The sequence below is a fragment of the Rhodohalobacter sp. 8-1 genome (assembly GCF_038150125.1).
GTDB lineage: Bacteria > Bacteroidota > Rhodothermia > Balneolales > Balneolaceae > SW132.
In genome coordinates this window covers 23,601-44,969 of sequence record NZ_JBBVMF010000018.1, presented here as the reverse complement: position 1 = coordinate 44,969, position 21,369 = coordinate 23,601, and the positions used below count along the sequence as shown (strand labels likewise).

Genomic DNA, 21,369 nt, shown 5'->3' with positions numbered 1-21,369 from the left:
TGGGCTCGATACGGGATCTCTTATCCTGGTATGGGCAGGAAATACTATATCGTTGTGAATATGATGGTATTGAGTATGACGTTTTAATTAAACGCTCATTTTGGAGACCCTCTACTCATGGACCTGTATTTTAGAATTGCACTCACATTACAAGGTAAAAAATCACTTTAATCAGACAGGATATTTTGCAGGGGACATATCTTATTGCAAACATGATATAGACCAATTAAAACAACCACTGCTTCAGCAGCGGATACAGGTAATCAACGAATATACTCAGCATCACTATGAAGGCGATGGCAACCAGAAGGGGTTTTATCTCTTTTTTAATATTCATAATATAGAATCTTGTGGGGTCGATTAGCAGTTAAACGAGCATGACGGAAGCGGGCTGGATATTGAACCCAGCTAGTGTAGAATGCCATCTTCACCCTGTACGATCCTAAATTCAGTAAACCCTTACACTTTTTTTTAATTCTTATCGAACCGTTGGTGCACTAATTTATGGGGTTTTAGTTGATACCTTGTGGCCTCTGCGCCAAGGTTGTTCATTGTTTCTGTCATTTTTAAAGCTAACTGTCTTTCTGATCCACCCCATATCCTCTCTATCGAATCCTGGCGAGACTTGATAGGGAGTGAAGCTTCGAAACAAGGTTCATACATTAAAAAATTAGTTGAAGCTATTTTCAAATTATATTTCCGATCAGCATCTCGAAGAGCAGTAATTTCAATCAATCTATCCGTCAGGAAACTGATCCACAAACTCACAAATCACCAATTCATAAATCAAGCTATTTATCCATGTTTTTAAGATCAGGCGACCCGGTTACGCCGCCCAGTTTTGAAAGCAGATTAAATATGGCCCCGGCCCCAACGCCAATTGTGCCCAGGAATGCGATTGTATTTCCTAAAAATTCACGCTGTGACCAGAACAGGAACAGCGCCACAACAATTAATGCAATAACGAGAGGAGCGCGGATCATCTCCCAGGTGCTGGGGATGCCGTCATGCTCCCATCCCAGGAGCTGATCTTCAGAAACGGTACTTTCTACAAAATCGGAAAAACTGGAGTTATCGAGCCTCAGTTCGGGGCTCCGCCTGATCAGCCCGCGTGCAAAGAGGCGGGAGATGGCTTGGTGTGATTTCGGGTTGACCACAGCTCCTCTTGAAAGCTGTGCGGCCACGAGCTGCTCTCCGTGGGAAAGGATGGACCATCTGGCCTTGTAGTGAGCTTCGGATCCCTCTCGCACAAGGTCGGTGACCTCCTCCTCGGTGAGCGTGTGCCAGTCTGGCCGGTATGTTAACTGTTCGCCGATTTCCTGCAATCGCTGATGATGACCGCACTCCTTAACGAGTGTCTGACAGACGTTTTTAATCCTTTTTTTATCCCTGTACACGACACGTCGGGCTTCCATTTCCGAATCGATTAAAAACCAGATTGACATATTTTTTAGAAACTGAATGGGGGAAAGCGTTGCTACTGCCCGGTTCTCATCCGGAAGAGGTTTCTTCGTTTCGGGGTCCCTGACTATTTGATCGATCTGCTCAATTATATTTCCTGCACTTTCCTCAGCTTTATCAAGCCACCCACACTGCTTCGAGGTGGGCTTTCTTTCTTTTTTAATTGAGCGATCGAGAGTCTTAATATTCTCAAGTGTTTTCTCCAATCGTTTTTTAATGGCACCTGTCGTGGTTATCTGTTTTTGGGTTAATGTACAGTTTGGTGAGGCGAGGTATTGAAGCTCATCCCTCAGCCACTCTGTTTTTAATGCCAGTTCTGCAAGTGATTCATTAAAGTTTGTCGGGTTTTCTGCCTGATGATCCTTTCTGAGATACCGGCGTAAACTATTCAACAACAGGTCCAGGTCATCGTTTATTTTTTGAATGATCCTAATCTGTAAAAAGGTTTCAAAAGGTTTTTCAGAGACGTAATCCGAGAGGATCAATTTTGAGAAACGGCCGAGAACCCGGTCCCATCGATGCTTAATCTCCTCCTTTTTTTCCTTTGAAATATTAGCAGTAAGGAATGAGTCATCCAGTTCCCGGCTGGTAAGTATCAGAAGGGGAGGAGCTTTTCTTTGTGCCATGTACTTTTCGAGACATTCAAGCAGGTAAAGGTTGCGCTCTTTTTCATCTATCCTATGGTCGAAATGATCGAGGCACAGAACCTTTGTATCACCAGGGAGGGGTTTGTTCAGGAGGTATTTGATGTCTGCATCTTTGTCAATGTCTTCAATAAAATCGATATAGTGGATCTCAGGGCTGCGGTTAAAAATGGGCTGCCTCGAAATGGAGCGGGTGCCAACAAAGATTGTAGATTTCCAGGAGTCACCAGGTTTGGGTAACAGATCTTCGAGCGTGAGGGGATCAGAATGTTCGAGGTGGACAAAAAATAGCCGGCGGCTTACCCGGTATACAATCAGGCCCAAAACGCCAAGGAGTGTTAGGAGAATAGCGAATCGCCATGGATGCAGCCAGCTACCGGGGACGGGAAGCAGAGAGGTAATGAGTTCCCGGCTATTGCCCATGAGTTGCAGCTGATGGGTTTCATGATCAGAGATCCAGCGACGATCGGCCTGCTGTGAGGAAAGCTGACGCATCCTGATGGAAGCCTCTGTCAGGAATGGAATTTGATGCCCAAGCAGCCCGTGCATAGAATCATGGAGATCTCCTTCAGAGTTGTCTTGGGCTTCCGAGTGGTCACGATTGTGTTCATGTTCCGTCGTGTGAATCTGTTCTTCCTGTTTCTTGGTTCTGAAGATGAGATTTTCATAAACTAAATCGTATGTATCGTGGATCGTTAATGCTGGTGTTTGGGTCACAAGATCCCACCCATCTTCCAATCTCCAGGTATCCTGCATCAGCTCATTTACCTTTGCCTGCCTGTTTTGGAGAAATTCGGCAAGCTCCAGCTGATGATATTTCACAAGATGTTCGCTGTGATCGTGAAACGTGAACCGGTAGGTGATGTAGCCGGGGAGCAGTCCGAGCACCAGCAGGGCGGAGACCATGGCGGCGGTGTAGAGACCTCTAGTTGACAGGTCCCTTGTCCATCGGTTAATATAATCTTGAAACTGTGGTTGTCTCAGCCAGATCAGGATTACAGCAAGGGACAAAACGATTGTCAGGAGTTCGTAGCCGGTTGGGGCGATAAGTACGGAGTATAAAGCTATATCGTATCCGAGCGGTAACAAAAAGAATCCAGTTAATAAAGTTGTTTTGAGGCCGGGCAGGAACGTACTCAATACAATAAATAGAAAAGAGGCGATAAAAAGTGTCCATCCAATCACAATTTTATTGCTGTTGGAAACAGATGAAATTCCATGTGATAGAATCACAAGTCCCAGGCTAAGATATACAACGGGAATGATCAGTGTCGTAAAGTGGATATGAAGGTGCTCCTCTGTGAGTGCTTGTGCTATAAAAAACACTATAAATGGAAAGGAGTAAATGGTGAAGATCGTGTACTTGCCGGGATTTTCAAGATCGGGCCACATCCAGTCCATCCGCGATTTTGGCAGCCGTTCGATGAAGAAAATCAATAACAGGATCATAAAGACCCATAGTCCAAAAAGAGTGCCGCCTTCAAACCAGGCCTCAAACCGGACGGTATCTATCAGCGCGAGATCCTTAAATAGAACCAAATAGAGAGGGCGTCCATTTAGCGGCCGTATAGCCATCAGCTTATTTTGCCCTTCGTAGCTCATCTCAAGTTCCGTGCAGGATCTTGCCGCAAGAATGGACCGCAGCAGGTCTACGTTGCCGGTTTCTTCCGCAAAGTTTTCGTCCAGGATACGTTCGGGACGGCTATGAAAGAGCGTTTGGGCATCCGCATCAAAAATGGCAAACCCAACACCCGCCGGAAGAACCGGAGTGGTGAGAGAGGCCAGTTTTGTGGTCATAGCGGCAACGCCCTTTTTAATTTCGTTTTCACTGTTTTTATAGTTCCATGGAATTGAAATAGCTGCAAGATTTTCACCAGTGTTCCAGGAGCGGATGGATTCAATATAATAGGGGAGGCTCCCTGGATTCGAGACGTCCATCTTGCTGCAGGTGGGAGAACCCGGGACCGTATGGAACGTCTGATCCCACCCGCGGTTTTCATGGATCGCCTTGAAATAGTCCCGCTGGCTAACATTAATCCGTGGTGTGTTGTTGCCACGGGGAGTCCATTTTGCTAATTGATCCCCGTCTGAATCGGACCAAAACACCATCTGGTAAAAAGGATAGGTGCCGGATTCATCAAAAGAGATGTTATCTTTCATCAAGTAAAGAGAGTCTTTATCAATATCTTTTTTAATATCATAAATGGTCAATCCAGCATCTGAAAGATCGTTATTCAGGGCGGCGGTTTTCTTTTCAAGCTCTTCAATGGCAAACATCAGCTCACGGTCAATATTCAAGGCCATTTGGTCCGCTGTTTCTTTTAACTGGGTTGTGACATCCTCTTTCAGGGGGGCAAAGTGAACCATATCAGCCAGCCACAACCCGGCCAGACCGGTTCCGAAAATCAACGCTAACACCAGGTAAAAAAGATTCCCCACTTTGAGACGCTCTTTCGGCCCCATGGTAAAAATTCTCACAAATGGCACAATCAGAAATCCACCGATGACCAGGAAACCCAGGAACAGGGCCATATTTGGATCCAGGGAAAGGCTCTGCTGGCTATAGTCGGTGGTCTGAACCAATCCGCCAAGGATCCATTTTGTGTAGCCAGTGTCTGAAACACTGTCTTGCCGAATGTCGCTGATATGAATGCGAATCGGCAGCAGGTAAAACCGGTACTCCTGTCCCGCAATGGATGTCTGAATAATATCACTCTTCCCGATTCCGCCTGCTTCAGGGTCTTTATTGATCTGCAGGGTATCCAGCGCGGCCAGCTCATGGATCCGGACACCGGTACGGTTTGTTTCCCAGATGAAGATGCCTCCCTTCTCATCGGCGAGAAAAATCGTCTCCATGTATTCCGAGGATAGTGTTGGCCGGAGTGATTCAAGACTGTATGCGGCGCGTAAGGTGTCCTTTTTTGTCGATTTATGAACATGCCAAAGTTCGAGGGAATCCGTCGCAACATTTGTTTTAAAAGCTGTTCTGCCGCTGGTAAGATTATTGATCTCCTGACTTAGCGAATTATTTTTTGAGACAATATTGAGATGCGGTATCAGGTTAGCTTTTTTGATTAAAACTGAATCTTCCTCACCGGCAAGATTTTTAACGACGCGCCGCAAGTTATTTATCCGCCCTTCCACTCCCTGACCTATACGAGACAGTTCGCGCAGATTCCGGTTGTCCAGACTCTCTGCATTGGATACTGTGCGGAGGTAGATGGCGCCCCCGATCAGGAGCACCAGGATGATCATTATGCTGGCGGTTTTGGTAATTTTTTTGCTAGTTGATCCACCCATATCTCATTGATTTTTTACATTCTTAAGTGCTTTTCATTAATTAAACTATCTTCGCCCGTTCATCGCCTTCCTCTTTCAAGTACTTCGCCAGTCCGGGCGGGCGATATGAGGGGTCTTTATCCCACCGGTCAAGTGCACTTTGATGAATCTTCTGTGTTGGATCATTACCTTGCACCGTTGTCCCTTCTTTCCTGATTCTCTGTTCAGATTGACCAATAACCCGGTTGTGAGATTTTAAAACCCGATATATCCCTTTTCTTGAGTTGTATATTTTTCCGTCATTCAAAGGTTGAAGCGGGTGGTGTGTTTTAACAGAATGATCAAAAGCCAGTCCGGCATCCTCAGCCTTATGAATCATCCAATCCAGTGAAATATCGGCAAGCGAACGATCGGGATACCCGCCGCCCACATTACTGTGTACTCCCGAGAACCACATCTGCTCCATAGATTGACCTTCTTTGGGTTTATACTGCCATAAAGTTGGCTTAAACGGAGATCGCAGTTCATCTATCGCAAGTGCATGGCAGGCATTTTTTACAGACCCGCTCAGTTCTGTATCATGAAACTGATGTTTCCGTTTGGTAAGATTTCGCAGCCCCGATAGCGGAATGCCGAGTGAACCAACCGTATCCCACACGCCGATGAAGTGGATGGGCGTTTCCTTGTCTCCGTTTACTGAGTATTTATGCCTGAACTCTGTCGGGCCTTGTGCATTCGGGCTTTCAGCGGACCTGTACATAAGCGTGGCGTCTATGTATCGATCAACATACTCCCGTTTTAGAATGCCGCATTTTCGGATCATCCCGCCGATGCTTCTGGCTGTAAAGGCTCCTCGGCTGAACCCAAACAGAAAGAGCTGGTCTTCCGGTTCGTAATTAGCGACAAGAAATCGGTAGGCATCAAAAATATTGTCATCTACGCCGCTGCCGAAAGCACCACCCGTAAACCGGTCCAGAGAGTTTCCCGTGCCTACTCCCTGGCTATAGTACACAATCTGCTGGAGATCATCTTTTCGTTTTGCTATCCGATAGGCGATACGGACAATGTTTGTGGGACAAGGTGTCCCGTTTGCGGATTGATCGGCACTGTTCCAGGTACCGTCACAACATAATATGAGTCGTTTCATCTTTTCTCCCCATTATTATTTTAAGTTGACTGTTCCTTTTTCCGCTTGAAAATTACCGGAGTCAGGGTTCTCTTTTTATTAACAGGATTCTTTCCTGCTTTAAATCACTTGTTCTATAATGGCCTCAGGTCTCTTTGATTAGGCCCGAAAAATTCTATGGAAAAATATAGTAATGATTATCTGGTAAGCGATTTCGAAAAATCGATTCTTCTAAAATTGAAACCTCTTATATGATAAGCTCATCAGATAGCTCATGCTTTCATTCTCGTTCTTGTTTTGATTCTGGAAAGCACTTATGAATTCGCAAGTTCTTCTATTGACGATTATAGTATAAATATTTCTAAAAATCATTTTTAAAGATATCTATTTATACATGGCTAATCTTATTATTAAATGATGAGGGTGGTTTTCGAAATCAATACAAGTTTTTAAAAAGCACTGTTTTAGGCTAAAATCGATGTTTTAATTTTAATATGCACGTGAATTATCCCCTGCCAATGTACATCCGGTTATGCGTGGTTTCGCGCCTGCGCGTAACAATAAGTCCCGGCAGGGACGGCAGCTCAGTAGCCCCATACCTGAAGGATCACTACGTGACAAGCGCCGTGGTTTTGTCCCAAAGGAATGCCGCTGGCGCCGGCGCGCAGTGTGGGGTTAGGTAGCGCAGATAACAGTGGCACCCCGAGGCGAGTGATTCCGCAAAATAAATGGATCCGTCGAAGGGGAACGAAAGATCTAATCCGTGTATTCCTCGGTATCTGAGTACGTACTTTTGAGATTAATAATTACCCGGTTCGCCACACACATCTCCATTCACGATATACATAGTGCTCTTGCATAGTAAACCTAATACTGTCACTTCTTAAATGATGTTGCCCCGGTTTTTTGGGCAAAATTAGCGGCTACCAGTGACAGGTTGTAAAACGTGCTGTTTTTGGGCTTTAATCTACGGTTACATCTTTATGAGCTCTTATTTTGTTTGTGTCAATGTGCATCCGGTTACGTGCCTGCACGTAACAAAAAAGCCCCGGCAAGGGCGAAAGCTTGGTAGCCTCGTACAAGCGCCGTGTTGTTTTGGCGCGCAGTGCGGGGTAAGAGAAAGCAGGCGTCGCAAGTCCCCGAGGCATTTGATTCTGCAGAAGAATTGAATTCAGTCGACGGGGTTATGAAAGATCTATTCAATGGATGCATCACGATCTGATGAGGTGCTTTTGAAATTTAAATTTACCCAGAACACCGCACACTACCCACCACTCGCAAAACGCATAGTACTTCCGGATCGGAAAACGCACCCTGTCACTTTTCAAATGATGTTGCCCTTTTTTTGGGCAAAATTAGGGGCTACTAATGACAGATTTATTCCTTGAATGAAATCCCCTCTTTGAGAGGGGAAATGGAATTAAAAACTGCGAAACGCAGATTTTCAAACCGAGGGGTGTGTTGGAAGGGGCAGGAGCCGGGATTTGGATACAGTATTCTTCAAGACACCAGAACACACCCCTCGTTATACTCATCCGGCGTCGCCGGTTCGTTTAAACTTTTCCCCTCTCGAGTGGGGATTTTTATCCTGCCACCTTCAAAATAGTGTTGTCAAGCTTTTTATAGCAAATTTGAGACTCAGGATAACAGATCAAAGGTGGGAAAGACCCGACGCGCAAAACACTTAATGTGAACAAGGAATTGAGTGGCGCCGCAGGAGTCATTTATGTTGGCGGCGTAGGACAGGATGATGCAAATTCCAGTTTTACACGCCAACCACCCAACCACCCAACCACCCAATCACCCAATCACCCAATAAACCACCCATCCAAGCAACAGAAACAACAGGGTAGCCAAAACGAATGTCAGCCATGGGAAAGTCTGCTCCGGTTCTTCGCCAAGTTCATCGTAGAGGTAAGTGCGCAGCAACTGATTACGTTTTACCATGCTGTCTGCACTTATTTTTTGCGCTTCGCGGTAAACGTATAGGGAGAGAATCAGATCGGCAAAATCACCGATTCCGGGAATGAGAACAATGAGCGGGCTTAGCCCAAAACGGAAGGTAGTAAACGTCACGCGTATGTTGCTGTTGGTCCAGTAGCTGAACCGGTCGAGGCGCTCAAGCGATCGGTGCTGATCTGCCGTTGATGGTGTTTTTTAGTCACGCCAGCATGGTGATAAATTGCGGAACAGATAGTACAAAACAGAGATAAAAACCTTTCAAGGTATTGTTATTCAGCAGGTTATTATTGATATGAAATGTTATTCATCCCGGGTCTGTTATTTAAATACATTGGACTCTTTAAAAACCACGTAACATCGCCAGCTTTTAATTGGAATTAACTACATTATCGGTTACAAAGATAAGAGTTTAAAATAACATATTGAGAGTTCGAGACAATAGTTAAATAAGATATGTCGTTAAATTTGCCGACAGAGAGGTATGAGAATTTACATTGAAGAGAAGACTACTCTGCTCGTTCAGTACTAATGCATTTAATTCTATTTTATACAATGAATTTTCAGCTATTTGCTGAATTATTGAGTCAACGTTACAATCAGCGAGTTGCTTCCTGTGACGGTTATTTCAATAATACAAACTCAAGTATACTAGAAACGGAGAATGTTAAAGTCGAACCACTTATACCATCAAGCCATACTCATCTTATGGTCCGTGAAGATCATTAAAGGGATGAGGGAGAACATCACTTATGAAAACACCATCAGATACCATTGGGGATATGGATCTAACCCCTGATGAATTTACACGAGATGAGTTGCAATCTCGCCTTCAACCCATTTTGGAACGAGCTTCAGTTATCTGTGACTCCAAAATGTCGCTTATCAACGTGTTGGACGAAACCGGTCCGCAAACCTTGGCTGCGTATGGCGACGACGATCAGCAACTGATATCATGTGTCAATAGAATTACGGACGCTGCTAAATATGAACGTGATATTTTGGTGATCAGTAAGCCGGATGATCATCCCGTGGTGACATCACAGCTATCAGAAGAGGAACGCCAGTTAATCAGATTTTATGCCGGAACACCTCTTAAAAGCGTCTCCGGAAAACCTGTTGGATATCTATGTGTGTCCGATTCTTCCTCCCATGATCTGTCGGACGATCAGCAGAAACAGCTTCAGGTTCTGGGTGATGGAGCAAGGGCGCTTCTTGAGCTTTATGATCAAACAAACCGGTTGAGCAAGAAAAACGAGAAGCTGAACTTATATTCTCTTCTTCTAAAAAACTCAGCGGATATTACATTTATTATCGAACATGATTCGGGTCGGATAATGGATGTAAATTCTGGGGTTGAGAAAGAGCTGGGATACCAGCCTGATGACCTGAAGGGTCGGCTTTTCACCGATATTATCAAGTCTAATCCATTTGAGGGACATAGTGTGGATGCTTGGATGTCATCAATGGAAAAAAACAGAGGACGATATGTAAAGCCGCTCCAATTGATCGATCACCAACAGAATGCTTCGTGGTTTCAATGTAATTTTACCACGGAAGACGGCAGATGGTTCGTGACGGCAAGTGATATCAGCGAGAAAAAGGAGGCGGAACAGGGGGTTGTTGAGCTTAAAGAAAAGTTTAAAAAAGTGGTGAAAGTCTCTACCGACCTGATCTATGAACTTGAATGGAATTCGGGTGACCTGGCGTGGGGCGATGAGCTGACGGCCGTGCTTGGATACCCCCATGAGGACCGGTTTGTAGATTATGACTGGTGGATAGATAAGATCCACCCGGAAGACCTTGACCGCGTCATTCATGATGTGGCCGAATCGGTAGATAGTGAGAGCGATAAGATGAAGCTTATTTATAGAATCCGGACCTACGAAGGCTCCTACAAATACGTGATGAATAATAATTACGTAGACCGTGATGAGGAAGGGAAACCCCAAACTATCATTGGAGCCATTGTTATATAAGTGAACTTGTAGAAACTGAAGAAAGGTCAGAACGTCATAGACAGCTTCTAAAAAAAGTTGCAGATAACGCATGGTCAGCCACCTGGATAAGGGACGATAGTGGAACATTCATGTTCGTAAATGAAGCATTTAAGAAGTTATATCAGCTCGGGGACCAACAAGTGACAGATTCAAAAGCAGACGACCTTTTTGATGAAGATACGGCGAGCGAAATGAAGGCCATGGATAAAGAAGTTCTTGAATCGGGCGATCGCGTTGAATTCGAGAAGGAGTTTAACGTTGTAGGTGAAAAAAAATACCTGAAATTTTCACTGTTCCCGATTTTTGATGCGCCGGGAGATGAGAAGCTCGTAGGCGGCGTGGCTTTTGATATTACGGGTGAAAAGGAGAGTCGTTCGTTACTTGAAGAATCAGTTAAAGAGAAAGAAACCTTGCTGATGGAAATTCATCACCGGGTAAAAAATAATCTTGCGGTTGTTTCCGGCATGATGCAGCTTCAGGCATTTAAAGAGAGAAATAAAAAGGTACAGGAAAAATTACTTGACAGTACCAGCCGCATAAAAACAATGGCAACCATACACGAACTTCTCTATAAGTCGTCTAGCTTTACCAACCTTAAGTTTGATGAGGATATCAAATCACTTATATCGAGTATTAAGGAAACTTACCAGTCATCGGTTGACCTTGGTATTTCCTACGATTTAGACTCGGTAGAACTCAATATCAACCAGGCTATTCCATGCTCACTGATTGTGAACGAAGTAGTGACTAACGTGCTCAAACACGCCTACGATGATGGAGATTCAGGGACTCTCCAAGTTACCTTAAATGATAAGGAGGGTGATATTGTCATGAAGATCCGGGATGATGGTAAGGGGCTCCCGGATGACTTTGAAGAACGTAAAGGAGAGGACTCGCTGGGAATGGTTCTGATTGATACACTGGCACAACAGCTTGATGCTGAGTATTACTATACGTCTATGGACCCCGGAGTAGAATTTAAGCTGACGTTCGAAAAAGGGGAGGCAAAAGGTACCGGCAGCTATGTGAACGAGAAGTCAGCCCGGTAGCTGTTCTTCCTTCGGGTTGATGAATTCTGTAATCAAGGAGCGTATTTCATCAATGCCCCGTCCGGTCTCCGCAGAGCAAGGGATGACTGGGACCTCAATATTCATATCTCGCATTACATTGATTACTCTCTGTTTTGATTGGCCCAGCTTGTTATTTGAAATCTTATCGGCCTTGGTCAGTAACACCGAAAAAGGAAGGCCGTTGGATGCCATCCAAAAGAAAAAATCTTCATCAAGCTGTGTGGGCGGATGGCGGGAATCTACAAGGTGTAACACAAGCTGCAGCGTGTCTCTGTTGAGCAGGTAATGTTGAATATCTTTGCCCCAGCGTTCGCGCTCTTTCTTGGGAACCTTGGCAAATCCAAATCCGGGAAGATCCACGATATAAAATGAATCATCGATACTGTAGTAATTCATCTGCTGCGTTTTCCCGGGCGTGTTACTCGTACGGGCAAGCCGTCTCTTATTGGTCACTTTATTGATCAGAGAGGACTTTCCGACGTTTGAACGACCGGCAAAACAGAACTCCGGTATCGTTGGCGGAGGGCAGGCGTCGAGATTGGGAGCTCCTGTGATAAATTTGGCTGATTTAAATGGCATGGAGATTTTTAATCTTGGTGAATTTCAAAATAAATGTACGATAATGAACGGATGTAGTGCTAATTTGTGGTATATGATTGGAAAATAGATTCATGTCTCTGGTAGCTCCTATTTTTCCCAAAAGCGGGGCAACACTATTTCAGAGATGATAGTATAAAAGTCCCCTCTTGCCCCGAGGGGATCCCTAACTACGGGAAGAGGTGAATCAGGGGTGTGTTCCTCGGAGCCTTGAAAAAATCTGCAATCACATTCTGGCTCCTGCCCCTTCATACACACCCCTCGGCTTGAAAACCTGCGTTCCGCAATTTTCAAATCCATTTCCCCTCTTCCCGCAGGGATCCCTTCTGGGCGAGAGGTGATTTTAAGGACGATACATGTTTGACGATCGGAATTAAAGCTAAACAACATAATTCAGCAATGACACTACACCAGCTCGTTCTCTTCCTTCCCTACGTTGAATTCGACGGGAACGGGGTAGTTGCCCGTAAAGCATGCCGTGCAGTAGTCCAGTCCTGATTCATTCGATTCCTTCACAGCCTCAACCAAACCATCGGCTGAGAGGTAGCGAACGCTGTCGACCCCAATTTCTTTGGCAATGGCCACGCTGTCGCGGTTGAATTTATTGGCAATGAGCTCCTCAGGATCGGGAAAATCCATGCCGTAAAAGCACGGATGCGTGATGGGTGGGGAGCTCACAAGAAAATGAATCTCTTTTGGCTTGGCTTCACGGATCATTTCAACAAGGTAGCGAGACGTTGTACCCCGCACGATGGAATCATCTACGATGATAACTGACCTGCCCTCAATAACACCTTTTACCGTATTGAATTTAGTCCTGACTTTCTGTTCGCGAGATTTTTGGCCAGGCGAAATAAATGTACGACCCACGTAGTGATTTCGGATCAGGCCAATGTCGTACTTGCAGTCATATCCTGCTTTTTGATTTTCATGCGCATATCCAATGGCGGCCGTATTGCTGGAATCGGGAACAGAAATGATGATAGGTTTTTTGTCGGAATCGGGGTACTTAATAACATCTTCCAGCGGATGTTCTTTCGCGAGATATTTCCCCAGGTTGCGCCGGATTTTATCAACATTCTCACCAAATATTTTACTATCTGGCCGGGAAAAGTAAACATATTCGAAAATACACTGACTGCTGGTGGTGCCTTCTTTTGCCTCCAGAAAATAGGATTTAGGCTGATGACTTTCCGTTGCTTCCCTGTCTATCACTACAACCTCGCCGGGTTCTACATCCCGGATAAACTCAGCACCAATAATGTCAAATGCACACGTTTCACTTGCCACGGTGTACGATCCGTCGATGGTTCCGAGTGCAAGCGGCCGGAATCCATTCGGGTCACGCACTGCAATAAGTTTGTCATCAGTGAGAATAACAAGGCAATAGGCGCCTTCAATTTGCCGGAGAGCGTCCAGGATTTGGTCAAGCTGGGTTGATTTATCGCTGTGCGAAATCAGGTGGAGGATCAGCTCCGTGTCTGATGTGCTTTGAAACAGAACGCCTTCTTCTCTGAACATCTCGCGCAGTTTTCGGGCGTTTGTAAGGTTGCCGTTATGGCCGATGGCAAGATTGCCGTTTTTATGATGCACGCGAAATGGCTGAATGTTCGCTGGATTCTTGGATGATCCGGATGTTGAATACCGGTTATGGCCAATCGCGTTTCGGCCTTTTAGTTCTTTTTTGAAGATTTTGTGGTCATCAAAAACAGAGAGTACAAGTCCAAAATTTTTGTGCATTGGCATCACCTGCCTGCCTTTGCGCTCATCAAAGTAAGAGGTGACAATTCCAGCGGATTCCTGGCCGCGATGCTGTAGCGCATGGAGTCCGTAGTAGGTGAGTAGTGCGGCATCGGAGTGGTTAAAGACGCCAAAAATTCCACAATAATCGTGTGGTTTATCTGTCATAAGGTATGTGATAGCAAATCTGTGAATTCAGTACCGATAAAGATAGGGATTCTTCAGCTAAATAAAAGAGATCAGGTAAACGAATCAAGTCGTATTAAAGTATCTCTTTACCGTCATCGCGGACCCAGATCCGCGAACTTCTAGGTAGTTCGGGTCGCCTGACCCGATACGGCACGTTATGCAAGTCTATTAACCAACCACAGTCATCGCGGACCACGATCCGCGATCTCCTGTCCTTGCACGGGAAAAGACTTGCCAAAGGCTTATTGTACAGCTTGTGCGTGAATAGGAGATACCGCATTGGAGTGCGGTATGACGCATTGATAAGCTTCGTAGCTTCACAGCCATTCAACGTCATCTCGGTCGCTGATTTGCGATCTCCTACGTAGTTCGGGTCGCCTGACCCGAGATGGCACGTTATGCAAGTCTATTAACCAACCGCAGTCATCGCGGACTACGATCCGCGATCTTCCTGTCCTTGCACGGGAAAAGACTTGCCAAAAGCTTATTGTACAGCTTGCGCGTGAATGGGAGATACCGCATCGGGGTACGGTATGACGCATTGATAAATATGCAGCTTCAAAGCCATGCACCGTCATCTCGGGCGCTTATTCGCGATCTCCTACGTAGTTTCGGGTCGCCTGACCCGAGATGGCACGTTATGCAAGTCTATCAACCAACCACAGTCATCGCGGACCACGATCCGCGATCTTCCGTTCTTGCACGTGAAAAGACTTGCCAAAGGCTTATTGTACAGCTTGTGCGTGATTGGGAGATAACGCATCGGAGTGCGGTATGACGCATTGAATAAAACCATATTAATAAACATACTACCAAAATATTTTGATGAACAGATCGTATATTGAAATCTATGAACGCGAAAAAAATTATATCCTACATTCAACCGCTGTTCCGGATCATATTGGGGCTGCTGCTATTGGTTGCCGGTTACCTGAAAATCCAGGATAACTCAGCACTATTCGAAACGGTGGCCTACATCACGTGGGTGCCCACGGTATTACAATCGTTTGTTATAGATACACTACCCTGGATCGAAGTTTTGGTCGGCGGTTTTCTGATAACTGGATTATTTAAGAAGTGGGTTATTCCGGCCGGAGCGCTTATTTACGCCGGATTTTTCGCATTTGCCATTTACGGGCTTGGGTCCGGAATGGAGGGCGACTGCGGATGCTTCGGGGATGTGGACGATTCAAATCTCCTGTCGATGGTGCTCGGCAGTACGTTTGGATGGTCGATGATTATCCGAAATGGAATTTTTGTTTCGATGGCCGGGTTTTTGTTCCTGAAACCAGGCCGGGAAACAGATCAGTAGTATTAGAAATCCAAATTTTTAAGAAAATTTTAGTCACGAATACATAATACATTCATGAACAGTAAGTCATTAGTAATAAAGGAGACTGACTATGCATGGTCTGGAGTGGAACGCAAGGATTATAAGACAGACGGGCAGAATTTTAAAGACATCCATCGCTATACACTTCTTGCAGATGAGCATCCGGCACTTAATGCCCAGACCCGCTATTTTGAGATGCAGCCGGGCGGGTATTCGTCGCTTGAGTATCATCGGCACCCGCACTCAGTTATTGTCATCCGGGGCCGTGGCCACGTTCTGCTGAACAATGAGATAAATGAAATCAGTGCGTTTGATGTGGTTTATATTTCACCTGAAACCATCCACCAGTTTCATGCAGATGAGGGTGAGCCACTCGGATTTATTTGTATTGTGGACAGGTATCGCGACAGGCCGGTTGTTCCCTCAGATGCTGAAATAAAGCGAGTCATAGATTCTGAAGAGGTACTTAATAAAATCAAAAAATAGTGTTGAAACTATCCTTAAAAAGGTTTTATCTTTAGAGTCTTGTCAGAAAAATAATTGACAAATCTACCGCGGGAATAGCTCAGTGGTAGAGCATCTCGTTGCCAACGAGAAGGTCGCCGGTTCGAATCCGGTTTCCCGCTCATCAAAACCTCCGCCTGATACGTCAGGCCGGAGGTTTTTTCATTTATGTCATTTCTTATATGTCTTTTTTCTTAGGATATCGTGAAAAATATAACTCATCAAATGAATAACGCAGTATAATTGCCACGAGGGCACCAAGGCGCTAAGGTACACGAAGATTAAGAGTATCGAATATGAAACAGAGGAATGTCGAATGATGAAGGAGTGAGGTGAGCCGTTTTTCGAGATGGATCTATGAATTTGGAGATGTCTCAACTTCGGCCCGCAAAAGCGCGTGCCTTCGTTCGACATGACAGGACGTCGAAGTACATAAAGGGCGGCGTATTAAACTCCTCGAATTGCGCTGTATTGTGCTACCCCGCCAGCGCGATTTATTCCTAAGCGGCGCGATACTTATTCTGGTTCAACTTGTGAGACGCATGCGCCGCCTCTTTACCCACGCGTAACGTGTCATCCTGCCTGCCCCGTTGGGGACCGAAGGGCCGTCTTTTGGCCCGAAGTGAAAGGATCTCCTTGCCATGGGAAGGAGTTTAGACAAGCCGTTTTTTGAGATGGATCTATGTATTTAGGGATGTCTCAACTACAGCACGCGAAATAACGGAGCCTGCGCTACCATTGACAGATTTCTTCCTTGAGTGAAATCCCCTCTTTGAGAGGGGAAATGGAATTGAAAACTGCGGAACGCAGATTTTAAAACCGAGGGGTGTGTTGAAAGGGTCAGGAGCCTAAATTTCGTTAGAGTATTCTTCGAGACTACGGTACACACCCCTTCATTACACTCATCCGGCGCTGCCGTTTCGCTTAAACTTTTCCCCTCTCGAGAGGGGATTTTGAATCTATCACCTTGTGAATAGTCTTGTCCTGTTTTTGGCAAGATGAGTTGCTCGACACGACATGGCGTCGGAGTACATGATGAGCGGCGTGTCCAACTCTTCAATTTGCACTGATTTGACCTATGCCGCCAGCGCGATTTATTCCCAGCGGCGCGACACTAATTCTGGTTCAGCTTATGAAACTTGGACGCCGCCTCGTTACCCAAAAGCAACGTGTCATCCTGCCTGCCCCGTTGGGGACCGTATGGCCGTCTTTTGGCCCGAAGTGGAAGGATCTCCTTGCCATAGGAAGGAGTTTAGACAAGCCGTTGTTTGGGATGGATCTATGAATTTGGAGATGTATCAACTTCGGCCCGCACAAGCGCGTGCCTTCGTTCGACATCACAGGGTGTTGCGTTTTAAAATGGGCGGCGTTTTCAACTCACAATTATGCAAGTTTAGTGTAACGCCGCCTGAATGATTATTTGCACGGCACGATTAAATGGCTGGTTCAACTTCTCAGACTTATGTGTCCCCTATGCGCAACATTGATGTCCTAACCCTCTATAACAGAATTTTGAAACTCCTGAACGGCTGTTTTCATCCCATCGGGATGCATATAGAGGCTACCTCCAATCAGAAAAATTGTATCATTGCCGTATTTTGTTTTCCATTCACCTACGGATTCCCGGTCAATGCCACCGCCCGGAGTGGGGAAAATGGGGCGGAAGGTGCCGAACTCAGACCTGCAGGCGTCATTAATGTCCAGGCACTCATCGAGTGAATAGGAAAATCGTCCACCGGTATTAGGATAAATCACAGCATCGGCTCCTAATGCACGCCACAGCTTTCCGAAATAGATATCGGCCGAAATGCCAGAATCTGCATTAATGGTATAGGACCCCGAAAACGCAGGGTGGGCCATGATGGGAAGATTAATGCCAGATTCAGCCAGCGACGCAAGTGCGGACAGCCCGGTAATCTGAGGGGAGATAAGCAGCCCATCGGCACCTAACGATCGTGCCAGCTTAGCTTGTGACAGCAGGTTTTCAATACGGGTTGTGATATTGGGAAAGTAGAGTGTGTTGCGGCCGGTTTCCTTATCAGATTTACGAATGGCCGCCACACATGCCTTCACACGATCTTCAAATGGTGCCATAGACTGATTTGCAAGACCGTGATCATCTTTGATGATATCAATTCCGCCAATGGCACAATCACCGGCAATTTCCGCAAGCTGCTCCTGTGATGCCCCCACAGGTTTGAGTGCAGTGCAACTCAGTGGGCGACCGGTGGCTCCAGCCAGCTTACGAATGCCGTCAATGCCGAATTGCGGACCGGGGAATAGTGGTGCAAGGGCACCCGGATTAAAATCAGTAATTTTCACACCAGGTTTGATGGAAACATTTCCAAACATGACGTTCAGAAACTGGAGGATGTCATTCCCGGCAACGTCGGTTTTGTACTCTATCGTGCAGCTCCATCGCGCGTCAGACTCTTGGCTGCATTCCGAAGGTGTGCCAATAAACTGCTGAAATTCCGGGGCTACGGCACCAAACGGAAGTTCAACTGTCTGTTCGAGAGCAACGTCAGATGCGGTCTGCTCTGCATCCGACACAGTTTCAGCTATGAATTCATAACGGATTGAAAAAGTGTCGGCACTGCTCATTTTCTTGTGTAATTTACCGGTAGTTTTGTGAAAATCCCTTCCTTTTTAAGGAGGGGTACAGGAACTCAAAATTCAAATCCATAATCATAATTAGAGAAAAGATGCGATCTAACCACCCCCAGCCCCTCCTTGAAAAGGAGGGGAGAGAATCAATGCTAATTTTTCAACCAAAAGATTAGCATTGATATTGCACTAACTATCGGACAATTGTTTGAGTTCGTCCGGGCCCCGTGGAAATAATACTGCAATAGCTTCCGGTATACTCTTCAATAAAAGAGATATAAGTTTTGGCGTTGTCCGGAAGTTCATCGTAAGTAGATGCTTCAAGACAGCTTGCTTTCCAACCCGGAAACGATTTGTAAACCGGTTCAACGTTCTCGAGAGCCCCGGTCTCTACCGGGTAGACGTCTGTCTTCTCTCCATTAACGAGGTAGTGAGTACAGACTTTGATTTCGTCGAAATCGTCAAGCACATCCATTTTTGTCAAAGCGAGCTGATCCATTCCATTCAGATCAACGGCATATTTCAGAGCTACGAGGTCGAGCCATCCACATCGGCGTGGCCGGCCTGTGGTGGCACCAAATTCAGCGCCATTTTTTCGAAGTTTTTTTCCTGTTTCATCATGAAGCTCGGTAGGGTAGGGGCCATTTCCCACACGGGTGGAATACGCTTTGGTAATACCAATGGCGTGATCAATTGCCGTTGGCGGTACGCCGCTACCTACGCAAGCTCCGCCTGCCGTGGGGGATGAAGAGGTGACGAAAGGATAGGTGCCATGGTCAACATCCAGCAGCGATCCCTGGGCGCCTTCAAGTAAAATATCTTTACCGTCGGCTAACGCTTTGTGAAGCAGTGTAGTTGTATTACAAATGTAGGGTGCAATTTGGGACGCAATCGGACGGAGATTGAAGAGAATATCATCGGCATCAATTTCAGGCTCATTGTGAACGTGCTTCAGCGCCTTGTTGATCTCATTTACGTTGGTTTGAACGAGTTCTGTGAGCCGGGCGTCATCAAGAAGATCTCCCATTCGGATGCCTACCCGCGCAACTTTACTCACATACGCCGGGCCAATTCCCCGGCCTGTTGTACCGATGGCATCGTCGCCGCGGCTTTTTTCGCGAACATTGTCGAGAATCTTGTGATAAGGAAGAATCACATGGGCTGAACTGCTGATGAAAAACCGGTCTTTCAGGGATGTTCCAATCTTCTCCACACCCTTGATCTCATCAACCAGTGCGGCCGGATCAACAACAACTCCGTTACCGATAATACAGACTGCATCACCGTTAAAAATACCGGAGGGAATGAGGTGGAGCACAACCTCTTTATCGTCGAATTTGATAGTATGTCCCGCATTCGCTCCTCCCTGGTAGCGTACAACGAAATCCGAATCTTTACTGAGAAGATCTACGATTTTTCCTTTTCCTTCGTCGCCCCACTGGGCACCAATGATAATATTTGTAGACATAGGCCAAAAAAAGGAGGTGCAGATACACCTCCTTATCATTTTAAGATAGTTGAAGTTTTATCTAAGCTGTTACTCCTCTGAATCGTCGAACGATTCCACCGCTTCTTCAAGGGTTTTGTAATGTTTGAACACGGTAATGAGCTTGGTTACGATAAGCAGGCTTTCAATTTTGTCGCCTGCATTACAGATCCGAAGATCTCCGCCGGATTTCCTTAGCGTTGTCAGGCCGCCAATAAGCATTCCCAGCCCGGATGAGTTCATGAACTTCACTTTAGAGAGGTCAACCACAATATTGTTTTTGCCTTCTTCGATCAGCTCATGCAGTTTTTCGTTCAAACTTACTGCATCGGGGCCTCCCATAACGTTGCCCTTAAACTCTATAACTACGCAGTTATATCTTTCTGATATATTAAAAGCCATGATTTTATCCTATTATAATTTCAGGTTGTTATGATTTCGGCTGGGAAGCACGTTTCTGTAACTCTACAACAATAGAGCTGGCAACAAACAGCGAACTGTAGGTACCGAGAATAACCCCAATTACAAGAGCGAATGCAAACCCTTTAAGTACTTCTCCGCCGAATATAAACAGCACGGTTACCACAAACAAGGTTGTAAGGGAAGTGATGACTGTACGGCTGAGGGTGTCATTCAAACTTTTGTTAATCATGTCTTTAAACTCCATTGTCTTATAGATCAGAGAGTTCTCCCGAATGCGGTCAAATACAACCACGGTATCGTTCAGGGAGTAACCCACAATGGTTAGGAAGGCCGCGATCAATGCCTGGTCGATGGTAACGTTGAAATTCACCAGCGGTTCAATGACGGTGAAAATTCCCAGGACGATCACTACATCGTGAATGAGTGCGGCAACGGCCCCGGCTGAAAAATACCATCCTTTAAACCTGATCAGGATGTAGATGAATACCACGGCAACGGCAAACAGTATGGAGTTGATGGCCGCCATTTTTAAATCTTCAGCAAAACGCGGACCCACAAGGTCGGTCTTGATGACGGTTACCGGGTTATCCGGGTAAAGCTCCTGGAGATTGCTGAGGATCAGGTTCTGGACGACGGTAATATCTCCTTCGGCATCAGTCCGCACGAGTATTTCGCTTGGTGATCCAAAGAGTTTCAGCTCCGGCGTTGCTCCCAGGGGTTCTGTGAGAGCCGATCGGATCTCCGTTACTTCTACATCATTTTCAAAGTCGAAAACAAATTCTTTCCCGCCTCTGAAATCAATGCCGTAGTTTAGTCCCATGGTGAGTACGGCGATAATTGAGCCGATAAAAAGGATGCCGGAAACCACATACATGATCTGTTGGCCTTTAATAAAATCGTACGTTGGTGATTCAAACCATTTCATAATAAATACCTGTGTTAATAGTGTTG

At 45.7% G+C, this 21,369-nt stretch carries 12 protein-coding genes, 1 tRNA gene and 1 pseudogene; 5 read left to right on the top strand and 9 right to left on the bottom strand.

What is annotated here, in order from left to right; translation table 11 throughout:
* Window positions 1-791: 791 nt before the first annotated feature.
* The 3 genes and pseudogenes from AABW11_RS15615 to AABW11_RS15605 all read right to left on the bottom strand — a co-directional run.
* The gene (locus tag AABW11_RS15615; protein WP_340106059.1) at window positions 792-5,405 is read right to left on the bottom strand and encodes a hypothetical protein; all 4,614 of its coding nucleotides are present in this window, start codon (window positions 5,403-5,405) and stop codon (window positions 792-794) included.
* A 40-nt stretch (window positions 5,406-5,445) separates the two neighbouring features.
* Entirely contained in the window at window positions 5,446-6,531 is a 1,086-nt protein-coding gene (locus AABW11_RS15610) for a DUF2235 domain-containing protein (RefSeq protein ID WP_340106058.1), read from the bottom strand.
* A 1,779-nt stretch (window positions 6,532-8,310) separates the two neighbouring features.
* Window positions 8,311-8,622, bottom strand: a pseudogene (locus tag AABW11_RS15605) (DUF4112 domain-containing protein); the annotation flags it as partial.
* Window positions 8,623-9,221: 599 nt separating this feature from the next.
* Here AABW11_RS15605 and AABW11_RS15600 point away from each other — a divergent pair.
* The gene (locus tag AABW11_RS15600; RefSeq protein ID WP_340106057.1) at window positions 9,222-10,448 is read left to right on the top strand and encodes a PAS domain-containing protein; all 1,227 of its coding nucleotides are present in this window, start codon (window positions 9,222-9,224) and stop codon (window positions 10,446-10,448) included.
* Complete coding sequence (locus AABW11_RS15595; protein WP_340106122.1) at window positions 10,445-11,518, top strand: sensor histidine kinase; 1,074 nt, start codon at window positions 10,445-10,447, stop codon at window positions 11,516-11,518. Before AABW11_RS15600 ends, AABW11_RS15595 begins: the two co-directional genes overlap by 4 nt.
* Here AABW11_RS15595 and yihA read toward each other — a convergent pair.
* A complete protein-coding gene (gene yihA / locus AABW11_RS15590; RefSeq protein WP_340106056.1) occupies window positions 11,507-12,118 on the bottom strand; it encodes a ribosome biogenesis GTP-binding protein YihA/YsxC in 612 nt (203 codons plus the stop codon). The two genes, AABW11_RS15595 and yihA, sit on opposite strands and share 12 nt — an antisense overlap.
* A gap of 423 nt (window positions 12,119-12,541) precedes the next feature.
* Entirely contained in the window at window positions 12,542-14,044 is a 1,503-nt protein-coding gene (purF, locus tag AABW11_RS15585; protein ID WP_340106055.1) for an amidophosphoribosyltransferase, read from the bottom strand.
* An 871-nt stretch (window positions 14,045-14,915) separates the two neighbouring features.
* Between purF and AABW11_RS15580 the strand changes: the two genes are divergently transcribed.
* The 3 genes from AABW11_RS15580 (at window position 14,916) to AABW11_RS15570 (ending at window position 16,024) form a co-directional block, all read left to right on the top strand.
* On the top strand, window positions 14,916-15,377 hold the full coding sequence (locus tag AABW11_RS15580) for a MauE/DoxX family redox-associated membrane protein (RefSeq protein WP_340106120.1): 462 nt from the start codon (window positions 14,916-14,918) through the stop codon (window positions 15,375-15,377).
* A 54-nt stretch (window positions 15,378-15,431) separates the two neighbouring features.
* Window positions 15,432-15,884, top strand: coding sequence for a cupin domain-containing protein (locus tag AABW11_RS15575; RefSeq protein ID WP_340106054.1), 453 nt, complete (start codon window positions 15,432-15,434; stop codon window positions 15,882-15,884).
* 68 nt (window positions 15,885-15,952) lie between these two features.
* Window positions 15,953-16,024 (top strand) — tRNA-Gly (locus tag AABW11_RS15570).
* Window positions 16,025-17,393: 1,369 nt separating this feature from the next.
* On the opposite strand, the gene AABW11_RS15565 is transcribed toward AABW11_RS15570, so the two are convergent.
* From AABW11_RS15565 to secF, 4 genes are all read right to left on the bottom strand, one after another.
* The gene (locus AABW11_RS15565) at window positions 17,394-18,506 is read right to left on the bottom strand and encodes a RuBisCO large subunit C-terminal-like domain-containing protein (RefSeq protein ID WP_340106053.1); all 1,113 of its coding nucleotides are present in this window, start codon (window positions 18,504-18,506) and stop codon (window positions 17,394-17,396) included.
* A gap of 196 nt (window positions 18,507-18,702) precedes the next feature.
* Entirely contained in the window at window positions 18,703-19,977 is a 1,275-nt protein-coding gene (locus AABW11_RS15560; protein WP_340106052.1) for an adenylosuccinate synthase, read from the bottom strand.
* A gap of 69 nt (window positions 19,978-20,046) precedes the next feature.
* Window positions 20,047-20,397 (bottom strand): STAS domain-containing protein, encoded by a 351-nt coding sequence (locus AABW11_RS15555; RefSeq protein WP_340106051.1) that lies wholly within the window; start codon window positions 20,395-20,397, stop codon window positions 20,047-20,049.
* Window positions 20,398-20,425: 28 nt separating this feature from the next.
* Window positions 20,426-21,343 carry a protein translocase subunit SecF gene (gene secF / locus AABW11_RS15550; RefSeq protein WP_340106050.1) on the bottom strand — a complete coding sequence of 306 codons (918 nt, stop codon included), beginning with the start codon at window positions 21,341-21,343 and terminating at the stop codon, window positions 20,426-20,428.
* Window positions 21,344-21,369: the final 26 nt, after the last annotated feature.